Origin of the sequence: Pectobacterium punjabense, assembly GCF_012427845.1 — a bacterium.
GTDB lineage: Bacteria > Pseudomonadota > Gammaproteobacteria > Enterobacterales > Enterobacteriaceae > Pectobacterium > Pectobacterium punjabense.
Map to the genome: position 1 here is coordinate 4,095,942 of NZ_CP038498.1, position 12,434 is coordinate 4,108,375.

The 12,434-nt window shown below is 51.3% G+C and carries 8 protein-coding genes and 1 pseudogene; 3 read left to right on the forward strand and 6 right to left on the reverse strand.

Annotated features, from left to right (window positions below; translation table 11 throughout):
* Positions 1-43: 43 nt before the first annotated feature.
* The 3 genes from pgk to tkt form a co-directional block, all read right to left on the reverse strand.
* Positions 44-1,207: a phosphoglycerate kinase gene (pgk, locus tag E2566_RS18560; RefSeq protein ID WP_107169239.1), complete on the reverse strand. Its 1,164-nt coding sequence runs from the start codon at positions 1,205-1,207 to the stop codon at positions 44-46.
* Between the two features lie 72 nt (positions 1,208-1,279).
* On the reverse strand, positions 1,280-2,296 hold the full coding sequence (epd, locus tag E2566_RS18565; protein WP_107169240.1) for an erythrose-4-phosphate dehydrogenase: 1,017 nt from the start codon (positions 2,294-2,296) through the stop codon (positions 1,280-1,282).
* Positions 2,297-2,610: 314 nt separating this feature from the next.
* Entirely contained in the window at positions 2,611-4,605 is a 1,995-nt protein-coding gene (gene tkt, locus E2566_RS18570) for a transketolase (RefSeq protein WP_107169241.1), read from the reverse strand.
* A gap of 410 nt (positions 4,606-5,015) precedes the next feature.
* On the opposite strand from tkt, the gene loiP reads away from it, so the two are divergent.
* A complete protein-coding gene (loiP, locus tag E2566_RS18575) occupies positions 5,016-5,768 on the forward strand; it encodes a metalloprotease LoiP (protein ID WP_107169242.1) in 753 nt (250 codons plus the stop codon).
* Between the two features lie 673 nt (positions 5,769-6,441).
* Positions 6,442-6,987, forward strand: coding sequence for a helix-turn-helix transcriptional regulator (locus E2566_RS18580; protein WP_107169243.1), 546 nt, complete (start codon positions 6,442-6,444; stop codon positions 6,985-6,987).
* An 83-nt stretch (positions 6,988-7,070) separates the two neighbouring features.
* Here E2566_RS18580 and E2566_RS22085 read toward each other — a convergent pair.
* The 3 genes and pseudogenes from E2566_RS22085 to speA all read right to left on the reverse strand — a co-directional run.
* Positions 7,071-7,502, reverse strand: a pseudogene (locus tag E2566_RS22085) (group II intron maturase-specific domain-containing protein); the annotation flags it as partial.
* On the reverse strand, positions 7,468-7,998 hold the full coding sequence (locus E2566_RS22090; protein WP_240618670.1) for a reverse transcriptase family protein: 531 nt from the start codon (positions 7,996-7,998) through the stop codon (positions 7,468-7,470). The gene E2566_RS22090 and the pseudogene E2566_RS22085, both read right to left, overlap by 35 nt.
* A 504-nt stretch (positions 7,999-8,502) precedes the next feature.
* Positions 8,503-10,482, reverse strand: a complete 1,980-nt coding sequence (speA, locus tag E2566_RS18590) for a biosynthetic arginine decarboxylase (RefSeq protein ID WP_107170097.1) — start codon at positions 10,480-10,482, stop codon at positions 8,503-8,505.
* A 715-nt stretch (positions 10,483-11,197) separates the two neighbouring features.
* On the opposite strand from speA, the gene metK reads away from it, so the two are divergent.
* Entirely contained in the window at positions 11,198-12,349 is a 1,152-nt protein-coding gene (gene metK, locus E2566_RS18595; RefSeq protein ID WP_107170096.1) for a methionine adenosyltransferase, read from the forward strand.
* Positions 12,350-12,434: the final 85 nt, after the last annotated feature.

Sequence of the window (12,434 nt, forward strand, 5' to 3'; positions counted from 1 at the left end):
GAGACAGCCCTGGGAAAGGGAAAAAATCAGCCCTTACCTTAAATTACTGCTTAGCGCGTTCTTCCAGCATCACAACTGCTGGCAGTTTTTTCCCTTCAACGAACTCCAGGAATGCACCGCCACCGGTAGAAATGTAGGAGATTTTATCTGCAATACCAAACAGATCGATCGCAGCCAGCGTATCGCCGCCGCCTGCAATAGAGAATGCATCGCTCTCTGCGATAGCGCGAGCGATGGTCTCGGTTCCTTTACGGAAATTCGGGAATTCGAAGACGCCAACCGGGCCATTCCACAGGATGGTCTTGGCATTTTTCAGAATCTCAGCCAGACGCTCTGCGGAAACATCACCCAGGTCCAGAATCTGCTCTTCATCTTTGATTGCGGTAACAGACTTCAGCGTTGCCGTTGCAGTTTCAGAGAATTCTGACGCCACGCGCACATCGCTCGGTACAGGAATATCGCAGGTTTCCAGCAGCTTCTTCGCTTCAGAAATCAGATCGGCTTCGTACAGAGATTTACCCACGTTGTGGCCTTGTGCGGCAACGAAGGTATTGGCAATACCGCCGCCGACGATCAGCTGATCGGCGATTTTAGACAGGGAATCCAGTACCGTCAGTTTAGTGGAAACTTTAGAACCACCTACGATAGCAACCATCGGACGTGCTGGCTCGCTCAATGCTTTACCCAATGCTTCCAGTTCACCAGACAGCAGCGGGCCCGCACAGGCGATAGACGCAAATTTACCCACGCCATGGGTTGAAGCCTGCGCACGGTGTGCCGTACCGAAGGCATCCATCACGAATACATCGCACAGCGCCGCGTATTTCTTGGACAGGACTTCGTCGTCTTTCTTCTCGCCTTTGTTAAAGCGGACGTTTTCCAGTACAACCAGCTCGCCTTCGGCGACATCAACACCATCAAGATAGTCTTTCGCCAGACGTACAGGAGAAGACAGTTTCTCTTTCAGGTAGTCAACGACAGGCAGCAGAGAAAACTCTTCGTTGTACTCACCTTCGGTCGGACGTCCCAAGTGGGACGTGACCATAACGCGAGCGCCTTGTTTTAGCGCAATTTCGATGGTCGGCAGAGAGGCACGGATGCGCGCATCAGACGTCACTTTCCCTTCTTTTACTGGTACGTTCAGATCCGCACGAATAAGAACACGTTTACCAGCCAGATCCAGATCGGTCATCTTAATTACAGACATGGTGAATCCTCTTGTTGATTCTCTTTTAAAGTTGCTTGAGCGAGATAGCGACCCCTGATCGCCACCGTCGTACTAGAAACCGCAGGCTGCCATCGCCCGTGTTGTATCCAACATCCGGTTGGCAAAGCCCCATTCGTTATCGCACCAGACTAATGTTTTAATCAGGTGCTGACCACTGACCCGTGTCTGCGTGCCGTCGACAATGGCACTGTGCGGATCGTGGTTAAAATCAGCCGACACCAGCGGCAATTCAGTATAATCAACTATACCACGAAACGACTCATGCGCTGATTTTTGCAATAGTGCATTAATTTCATTCACGTTTACGGCTTTCCTGACGCTAACGCTCAGGTCAATTGCCGTGACGTTAATCGTCGGCACCCGCACCGATATCGCTTCAAAGCGATCGACAAACTGCGGAAAAATACGGGTGATCCCCGCCGACAGTTTGGTATCTACCGGAATGATCGACTGGCTGGCAGCGCGTGTGCGCCGCAGATCGTGATGATAAGCATCGATCACCGGTTGATCGTTCATGGATGAGTGAATCGTCGTCACCGTGCCATTTTCGATCCCGAAGGCATCATCCAGTAATTTGATCACCGGGATAATGCAGTTGGTCGTGCAGGACGCATTCGAAACAATGCGATGCCCGCTTTCCAACTGATGGTGATTGACGCCAAACACCACCGTAGCATCCAAATCCGCCGTTCCCGGATGAGAAAACAGCACTTTCTTCGCACCTGCCGCCAGATGGGCTTCGCCATCTTCCCGGCTACCGTAAACACCGCTGCAATCCAGTACGATATCTACACCGAGTTCTCGCCAGGGCAATGCCTGGATCTCTGCCTGATGCAACAGACGAATACAATCATCACCGACATAAAGCTGGTCGCATTCCTGACGCACATCCCACGAAAAACGGCCGTGGCTGGAGTCGTACTTGAGCAAATGCGCCATGCCTTCCGCGCTCGCCAACTCGTTAATCGCCACCACGGTAATCTCAGCTCGGCGGCCTGATTCATACAACGCACGTAAAACACTGCGGCCGATGCGGCCAAAACCGTTTATCGCAATACGGATCGTCATAGCGTTCTTTGTGGTTCCTTATGTCATTGCAGGTATGCCCAGCGCATAGAATATACCCTTCTTAGACACCAGAGAACCCCTGGCAGAACGCCGTCAGCACAACAACTGAAACGCTTCAGCTAGCATAAACGAATTAATGCATAAAAGAAATATTCTCGTTTGGCACACACCAGAAGAGTGACCTACGTCATAAAACTAAAAAAACGGGAGTTGAAGAGAGGGCAAAATGTGCAGAGCAGCGGAGCAAATTAAAGACGAAAAAAAGCCGCCAGTGTTAGCTGGCGGCTTCTTATATCAGGATTAACGCGGCGTGATTACTTCAACAACGCCTGCGCTTTTTCGACCACGTTATCGACGGTAAAGCCGAACTCTTCGAACAGCAGTTCAGCCGGAGCTGATTCGCCGAAGCTCGTCATGCCGACAATCGCACCGTTCAGGCCGACGTACTTGAACCAGTAGTCCGCGATACCTGCTTCAATCGCCACGCGTGCGGACACGGCCTTCGGCAGCACCGCTTCACGGTAGGCGGCATCCTGCTTGTCGAACGCATCCGTAGACGGCATGGACACTACGCGTACCTTGCGGCCAGCGGCAGTCAGTTTGTCATACGCGCCGACAGCCAGTTCAACTTCAGAACCGGTGGCAATCAGGATCAGCTCAGGTTGACCCTCGCTGTCTTTCAGCACATAGCCACCTTTCGCCACGTTCGCCAGCTGCTCAGCGGTACGTGACTGCTGTGCCAGATTCTGACGAGACAGGATCAGCGACGTCGGGCCGTCCTGACGCTCAATGGCGTATTTCCACGCCACCGCCGTTTCCACCTGGTCTGCCGGACGCCAGTTGCTCATGTTCGGTGTGACGCGCAGGCTGGCCAGCTGTTCAACCGGCTGGTGTGTCGGGCCGTCTTCGCCCAGACCGATGGAGTCGTGGGTGTAAACGTAGATGCTGCGGATTTTCATCAGCGCGGCCATACGCACGGCGTTACGCGCATATTCCACGAACATCAGGAAGGTCGCCGTGTACGGTACAAAACCACCGTGTAGCGCAATCCCGTTGGCAATCGCCGTCATGCCGAATTCACGCACGCCGTAGTGGATGTAATTACCCGCGTGGTCTTTATCCAGTGAAACCGAGCCAGACCAGATGGTCAGGTTGCTCGGCGCCAGGTCGGCAGAGCCGCCCAGGAATTCCGGCAGCAGTTTGCCGTAGGCTTCCAGCGCGTTCTGTGACGCTTTGCGACTGGCAATTTTCGCCGGATTCGCTTGCAGGTCTTCAATGAATTTCTGTGCGTCAGCCTGCCAGTTGGCGGGCAGTTCACCGCCGGTGCGACGAGTGAACTCGGCAGCCAGTTCCGGGTATGCGCTGGCATAGGCAGCAAATGCCTCATCCCAGGCAGCTTCCTTACGCTGACCGGCCGGCTTGGCATCCCAGGCGGCATAAATATCGGCAGGAATATCGAACGGTGCGTGCGTCCAGCCCAGCTGTTCGCGGGATGCAGCCACTTCGGCATCGCCCAGCGGTGCACCGTGCGAGTCGTGCGTACCGGCCTTGTTCGGAGAACCAAAACCAATCACGGTTTTACACATCAGCAGTGACGGTTTGTCAGTGACAAGCTGCGCTTCGCCGATGGCGCGTTTGATAGCGTCCGCATCGTGACCGTCCACGCCGCGCACCACGTGCCAGCCGTAGGCTTCAAAGCGGGCGGCAGTATCGTCGGTAAACCAGCCTTCAACATGGCCGTCAATGGAGATGCCGTTGTCATCATAAAACGCGGTCAGTTTGCCGAGTTTCATGGTGCCCGCCAGCGAGCAGACTTCGTGGGAAATCCCTTCCATCATGCAGCCGTCGCCGAGGAAGGTGTAGGTGTGATGGTTAACAATCTCATGACCCGGACGGTTGAACTGCGCGGCCAGCGTGCGCTCGGCAATCGCCATACCGACCGCATTGGCGATACCCTGCCCCAGCGGACCGGTGGTGGTTTCAACGCCGGCGGTGTAGCCGTATTCAGGGTGACCTGGCGTTTTGGAGTGCAACTGACGGAAGTTTTTCAGTTCTTCAATCGGCAGGTCGTAGCCGGAGAGGTGCAGCAGGCTGTAAATCAGCATGGACGCGTGGCCGTTAGACAGCACGAAGCGGTCACGGTTGGCCCAGTTAGGGTTGGCCGGATTATGGTTAAGATAGTCGCGCCACAGCACTTCGGCGATATCGGCCATGCCCATCGGTGCGCCCGGGTGACCGGATTTGGCTTTCTGCACCCCATCCATGCTCAGCGCACGGATAGCATTGGCAAGTTCTTTACGAGAGGACATGCTTGACTCCAGATCGGATTGAACGAATACCTTCCTGAATAACTCATACTAATCAATGCGTTAAACAGAAATGACAAAATAAATATGATTACAAATGTACATGAAAAATGCAGCGAATGCACATGGAACCGTGAGTAAAAAACAGGGATTTATCAGCTAACGAATCAATCGCGGTTCTTTTGCCAATTGTGCAGTTGATTACAGTGCCATACGCCCTGTTTTCCAGTAGCTTCACCTTTCTCTCGCGTGTCTTTTTGGCACACGCTGGAAACAGAATTCATCGCTTATGGACTATCGAAAAAAATAAAAATCAGATTTTCCGATCTATTGCCCGACGCTGTTTTCGGGTAATTTATAGCCGCTTTTATTTCGTATTAAAAAATAAACACAATCGTAGGGAGATGATTTTTATGGCAATTCGTTCTTCTGTGCTGGCTCTGTGTGTCGCAACGCTGCTGACTGGCTGCCAGAACTTAAACACCAATACCTTAATGCAATCCGGCGCACAGGCTTTCCAGGCAGCGACGCTTAGCGACGCCCAGGTTAAAGCGCTCAGCGACCAATCCTGTGAGCAAATGGATAAAGAGGCAAAAATTGCCCCGGCTGACAGCAAATACACGCAGCGTCTGAATAAAATTGCGGATGCGCTAGGCCACGATATCAACGGTACGCCAGCGAACTACAAGGTGTATTTGACAAAAGATGTTAACGCCTGGGCAATGGCGAACGGCTGTATTCGGGTATACAGCGGCTTGATGGACATGATGAATGATAATGAAGTAGAAGGCGTACTCGGCCACGAAATGGGCCACGTGGCGCTGGGACACACCCGTAAAGCGATGCAGGTTGCCTATGCCGCAACAGCCGCACGTACCGCAATCGCCTCTGCCGGCGGCGTAGCAGCGTCTCTGTCGCAATCACAGTTAGCCGATCTGGGCGAAAAACTGGTCAACTCCCAATTCTCTCAATCTCAGGAAAGTCAGGCTGATGACTATTCCTTTGATTTGCTGAAGAAACGCGGCATCAAGCGAGAAGGTCTGGCAACCAGCTTTGAAAAACTCGCTAAACTGGATGCAGGTCATGAGAGCAGCATGTTTGATTCCCACCCTTCATCTGAAGGACGCGCCAAACACATCCGCGAACGCATCGCTGCCGAGAAGTAATCGCACGCTCTGATTACCCGCAAAAATATCCCCACGGGCAATTGAAAAAATCTCAATTGCCCGTTAGTCATCCGACCACTATCATCCCCGCCGTATTACCTGTAAGCTGTTGGATAACAGCAACCTCTAATTGTTTCGATCCTCATTATGATAGGATTTAATAATTAATAAATATAAATAGATAGTTATTTGCAATCATATTACTGTTCCGTTCTCTTTTTAAGAAACGATGCTCGGCAGATTTCCAGATGCTGGAAAGCAAGAGAAAGCGAATGCAGCAACATACGGATAAGCAGTCGCCACGATTAACGCAGAGACTCACGTTGCAATAGCAGGAGGGATGGGATAACCCTATGTATTTAAAGATAGAAATAAACCAGTAAATCAAGCATACTATGTTACACCGATAAGAATTTTTCCAGTTTGATCATAGAGATAGATGATGAAATCAGTTGTTGCTTCCACTGATTTATCTAGAGGCTCTACCTTTTAGCGATGCAAGACCCTTCAGGCTCGCGATTTCTTAATAACTGGATAACATCAGCAACGATTATTGGTTTGTGACCACTTTCAGACAATAAACTCATATGTGTTAAAAATCATGGATGTGAGAATTTTCAGTAAATGCAATTTTACCACGGTAGGATTACGGGAAATCCTATCGAGTATTCCTATGCTCTCGATAAAACCTGTCAACAGGTTTACGCTACAACAAGGAAAGAAAAAGTGTATTTTTATCATTGATGGTAGCAGCGAAGGCTTTGAAGAATACTATGAGTCGATAAGAACCCACTTTTATAATATGGCGTCATCGTTCATTATCATCAATAATTCCCCCAATCACCCCCCCGTGTGTATTGACGAAAAAACGATTCTTATTTCCAAGTCAGCACACATCAATTCTTTTTATAAATTGCTCGACTTCGTTCACCATCACGATCGCCGTCTATTCAGCCCCGTCAGGCTATCGAAATCTGAATATGCCGTGTTTCAGTATTGGAGTGCGGGTTACTCAGCAGAAACGATTGCCGATCTTATCGGGTTAAATAAGAAATCAGTACTGAACAGCAAATCAAGGTTACTGAATAAATATGGCGTTCAGGATAAAAACTCTCTACTGCTTATTGCTAAAATTATCTTCAAAGACAGCGTCATTGAAGAATTTGATTCCCTTCCAAAACCAGCAACCGATATCAATATGGGTCATTCGCTTATCTGATCGCAGGATCGAGTAGGAGGCGGGATCGCTCCCGCCGTCCTCTCACACCACCGTACGTACGGTTCCGTATACGGCGGTTCAGGTTAACTCTGGAACTGCCTGTGTTCTTCGAGTAGTGATAGCAAGCCCGCCTTCCTTAGCCACGAGACTTTAATCGCTTGATTCATATGCCTCGCTCCCGCGTTCCACCACGCTCCTCGTTGGTTGCTCGCTGAACGCCACGCCCTTTCTTCCGTTAAACCCGCTTGCATTAACTTCTTCGCTCGCGTGCCTGGACGCTTCCATTGCCGCCACAGCAGGCAACGCAACTTCCTGTTTATCCCGCTATCTATTTCCTCCAGTACCCCTTTCACCTCGGTGTATCGGAAGTAACTTATCCAGCCTCTGAGGAGCGGTTTCAGTTTATTGATGACACTCTGGATTGACGCCGAGTTATGCCCTGTCGTCAGACTGCGCAGCTTTTCCTTTAACCTCGCTACACTACTGCCTGCCACTTTTAAGCGAACCTGTTTGTGCCTGACGCACTGCCTGCCATGCGTTGCGTGCCGGGCGGAAGCCATAACTGGAATTTGAGAAGGTCGGGTCGACGATAGCGCTCAGCTTCTGCGCTATCGCTTGTTGGATAAGTCTGTCTGCTACCGTCGGGATACCTAATGTTCTCACGCCGCCATCTGGCTTTGGGATGTCCATTTTACGTATCGCGCGGGGCGGATAATGTCCTGTCATCAATGCACTTTTGATGCTTGCCCAGTTTTCTTTCAGCCACGGCTTTAACGCTGACACGCTGAGATTATCTACCCCTGCCGCACCTTTGTTTTCCACCACGCGCTGATAGGCCAGCATCATATTGGCTCTCTCTGTCACCGTTTCGATTGTCAACGGCACTTCCGCTTTCGTTCGCCCACTGACCGCCGTGTCGATTTCAGCACCACTACGTTGCGCTCGCGGATTCTGTCCGCAGCCCTGACTGATGGCGGCAATGTTCTGCCCTTGTGCATCATTAATCGACATCGAGTATCCGTGTCCTAATTACGGTTAACCTGTTCAGCCCTTCGTGCTCCTGGTCAATGAGTACTACTACGGCGTCGGCTGACTTCTGACATTCCCTCCCAACACCTCTCGATATTGGTAGCACAGTGGCAGAATGGCAGAGCTCCCGAGGTAATTCGCGTGACCTTCCTGCATATGTCTGTCGGCTCTACGTCACAGCGTTCCGTGTAAGTATTGGGCGTTGACGATATCGGCCGCCTTACCCCGCTGTGCCGCCTGAACCGCTTCCTGTTCGTCAGACCCGCATTTTGCTTTCAGCTTCCTTCAGATTTCACCTCACGGTGAACACCCTTGCCGTTCAGCTAACACTTCCCCTTACCGGGTGTGTAGAGGACTTGCACCTCCAAGTCGTCTGTTAACCACCACAGTCAACAGACAGCGCCTGTCAAGGCACTACGCGCCATGCTCGGCGCACCGAAAAAAAGGGATGCTCACTCGCATCCCTTTTCACTCAACCTATCACACTTACTCATCTTCCAAATAAGTATAGCCATACAGCCCGGTTTCAAATTCTTCCATGAACTGCGCCTGAAGTTCAGCATCAAGGTCGGTTTCTTTGACCTGATCGCGGAAACGGGTCATCAGCACTTTGGGGTCAAGCTGCACATATTCCAGCATATCGGCAACCGTATTCCCTTCGTCAGACTCTTCAATCTCAACGGTGCCGTCCTGAAAGACAAACACGTCGACCGTCGACGTATCGCCAAACAGATTATGCATGTTGCCCAGAATTTCCTGATAGGCACCGACCATAAAGAAGCCCAGCAACGGTGGGTTTTCTGGATCGTAAGGCGGCATTGGCATCGTTGTCGCGATTCCATCGCCGTCGACATAATGATCGATCGTGCCATCCGAGTCACAGGTGATATCCAGCAAGACAGCACGACGCTCAGGCGGCTTATCCAGCCCTTCCAACGGCAGTACCGGGAACAGTTGATCGATACCCCATGCATCCGGCATAGATTGGAACAGCGAGAAGTTGACATACAATTTGTCAGCCATGCGTTCCTGTAATTCATCAATCACCGGCCGATGCGCACGGTTACTCGGGTCTAGCTGTTCCTGAATCATCTGGCAGATGCTCAAATACAGCTGCTCTGCTTTTGCACGCTGCGTCAGATCCAACATGCCATGCGTGTACTGGGTATGCACATCATGCAAGTCCATTTGGCTGTCATGTAACCACTCGCGCAGCGAACGGCGTTTACCCGGCTGCTTGATTTCTTTCCAGGTTGACCACAGGCTCTCCAACGCACGCGGAGCGTCTTCTTCCGGCTCGGTAGGTTCGCTGAATTCGTTACGCTCAACCCCGATAATATTGGAAACCAACACGGTATGATGCGCGGTGACCGCACGACCAGATTCGGTGATGACCGTCGGATGCGGCAAACCGTGCTCGTTACAGGCATCGCCGATGCCCCAGATCACGTTGTTAGCGTACTCATTCAGACCATAGTTGACTGAACAGTCGGACTGGGAACGCGTTCCTTCATAATCCACGCCCAAGCCGCCGCCAACATCAAAACACTGGATATTGACACCCAGTTTATGCAACTCAACATAGAAGCGCGCAGACTCACGCACGCCCGTCGCGATATCACGGATGTTTGCCAGTTGCGATCCCAAATGGAAATGCAGCAATTGCAGGCTATCCAACTTCCCAGCCTCGCGCAGCATCTCAACCAGTTGCAGCACCTGAACCGCCGCCAGACCAAATTTGGATTTTTCGCCACCGCTGGATTGCCATTTACCCGACCCCTGAGAGGCGAGACGCGCGCGAACGCCGAGGCGCGGCACCACATTCAAACGCTCCGCCTCTTCCAGCACCATCCGGATTTCGGACATCTTCTCGATGACCAGATAAACCTTGTGACCCAGCTTTTCGCCGATCAGTGCCAGGCGGATGTATTCGCGGTCTTTGTAGCCATTACAAACAATGACGGTACGGGTCATTCCCGCATGGCCCAGTACCGCCATCAGTTCAGCTTTTGAACCGGCCTCAAGGCCTAGCGGCTCACCGGAATTAGCCAATGACTCAATGACGCGACGATGCTGGTTAACCTTGATCGGGTAAACCAGAAAATAGCCGCCTTCATAGCCAAACGATTCACGAGCCTGTTTAAACGCAGCGTTGATAGAACGCAGGCGATGCTGAAGAATTTGCGGAAAGCAGAACAGCGCAGGCAGGCGCTGATGGTTATCTTTCTGCATATCTTTGACCAATCTGGCCAGATCGACGCGAGCTTCTGGTACGTCGGGGTCCGGGCACACGCTAATGTGGCCTAACTCATTGACGTCATAGTAATTATTGCCCCACCAGGCAATATTATAGGTACGAAGCATTTCGCTGGCATTACGGTCATTCATGGCAACCTCCTGCATAGAGCGCAAATTTTCATGTTTACCCGTCGCTGACGAGCCGTGATGAATCATGTCGTCAGACATAACGAACCTCTTCTTTTTCTATACTGCTAATCACATCAGTACCTGAATAAACAGCCCACATAAGCATACCTGCAACATGCGGCGTCGACAGTGAAAAAACCGGTCTAGTGAAGTATGCCGTCACTTTATTACTCTTATTAGTGTAAAACACGTTGTCAGGCTCCGTGTTACGGGTCGCGAAAACTCGTTGTGAAAACCACCGGGCGGACGTGACCAGAAAGGCGTTAAACGCTTCTGGCAGAAAGAATAACAGGCAGATTAACCAGCTCTGGAGTCCTGTGTTGAATTTAACGACAGGCTACGTCTGGATACGGAAAAGAAGGGTTGAGTCGCTGACGCGGTAGCGTCAAAAGGGACGTATTGCGAAGGCAATACACTCAGTAAACAACGGATCATTAATCCAATCACCTCCACGCGCGCCGCAGCCATGCGGTCAGCTATCAATGAGAAATTCAACATGTTGCGGGTTAGATTACCTCTAACCGCCCGCGCGTTTATACAGAGATGCTGCCAGAAAAGCAAAATGAAAATTATCGCCAGTCATCTCTTGTAAAAGAAAAAATGGCCGATGTTTAAATGTGATGGCGGGCTAACACGAAAAACTACTGGCACTGAGACCAAAAGGTGACCTAGAATAGCCATCCAGATGTTAATCCGTCTATACCGATTAACCGATACATTGCTTAGCGGCTTTGATTTGAAGGTAAAGAAACTCATGGCTAAACACCTTTTTACGTCCGAGTCAGTCTCTGAAGGACATCCTGATAAAATTGCTGACCAGATTTCTGATGCGGTTCTCGACGCCATTCTGGAGCAAGATCCAAAAGCGCGTGTCGCTTGTGAGACCTATGTAAAGACCGGAATGGTGTTAGTCGGTGGTGAAATTACTACCAGCGCCTGGGTCGATATCGAAGAAATTACCCGTCGTACCGTGCGTGACATCGGTTATGTCAATTCTGAAATGGGCTTTGATGCCAACTCTTGTGCCGTACTGAGTGCCATTGGCAAGCAATCTCCTGACATCAATCAGGGCGTTGACCGCCGCGACCCGCTGGAACAAGGCGCAGGCGATCAGGGTCTGATGTTCGGTTACGCAACTAACGAAACCGACGTCCTGATGCCAGCGCCCGTGACTTATGCACACCGTCTGGTTCAGCGCCAGTCAGAAGTCCGCAAGAGCGGCTCTCTGCCGTGGCTACGCCCGGATGCAAAAAGCCAGGTTACGTTCCTGTACGACGATGGCAAGATTGCTGGCATCGATGCCGTGGTGCTGTCTACCCAGCATTCAGAAGACATCAGCCAGAAAGATCTGCACGAAGCGGTGATGGAAGAGATCATCAAACCCGTTCTGCCTGCAGAGTGGCTATCTGCCAGCACCAAATATTTCATCAACCCGACAGGGCGCTTTGTGATCGGCGGCCCAATGGGTGACTGCGGTCTGACCGGTCGTAAAATCATCGTTGATACCTACGGCGGTGCCGCTCGCCACGGTGGCGGTGCGTTTTCTGGTAAGGACCCGTCTAAAGTAGACCGTTCTGCAGCCTATGCCGCTCGCTATGTCGCCAAGAATATCGTTGCTGCGGGTCTGGCCGATCGCTGCGAGATTCAGGTGTCTTATGCTATCGGCGTAGCGGAACCGACATCCATCATGATCGAAACCTTCGGCACAGAGAAAGTGTCCACCGAGCAACTGACGCTGCTGGTGCGCGAATTCTTCGATCTGCGTCCTTACGGCTTAATCCAGATGCTGGATCTGCTGCATCCTATTTATCAGGAAACCGCAGCCTATGGCCACTTTGGCCGTGAACATTTCCCATGGGAAAAAACGGACAAAGCCGCACAGTTGCGTGAAGCTGCCGGTCTGTAATCCGGTAATGCAACAAAGACCAAGACGGCGAATGAAAATTCGCCGTTTTTCATTCTGATTTCCCTCCGCTTCACCTATTGCGTCT

Coding starts and splice junctions, on each gene's coding strand:
- epd (WP_107169240.1), bottom strand. CDS start 2,296: ATGACGATCCGTATTGCGATAAACGGTTTTGGCCGCATCGGCCGCAGT.
- pgk (WP_107169239.1), bottom strand. CDS start 1,207: ATGTCTGTAATTAAGATGACCGATCTGGATCTGGCTGGTAAACGTGTT.
- E2566_RS22090 (WP_240618670.1), bottom strand. CDS start 7,998: ATGTCGATTAATGATGCACAAGGGCAGAACATTGCCGCCATCAGTCAG.
- E2566_RS18580 (WP_107169243.1), top strand. CDS start 6,442: ATGCTCTCGATAAAACCTGTCAACAGGTTTACGCTACAACAAGGAAAG.
- metK (WP_107170096.1), top strand. CDS start 11,198: ATGGCTAAACACCTTTTTACGTCCGAGTCAGTCTCTGAAGGACATCCT.
- loiP (WP_107169242.1), top strand. CDS start 5,016: ATGGCAATTCGTTCTTCTGTGCTGGCTCTGTGTGTCGCAACGCTGCTG.
- speA (WP_107170097.1), bottom strand. CDS start 10,482: ATGTCTGACGACATGATTCATCACGGCTCGTCAGCGACGGGTAAACAT.
- tkt (WP_107169241.1), bottom strand. CDS start 4,605: ATGTCCTCTCGTAAAGAACTTGCCAATGCTATCCGTGCGCTGAGCATG.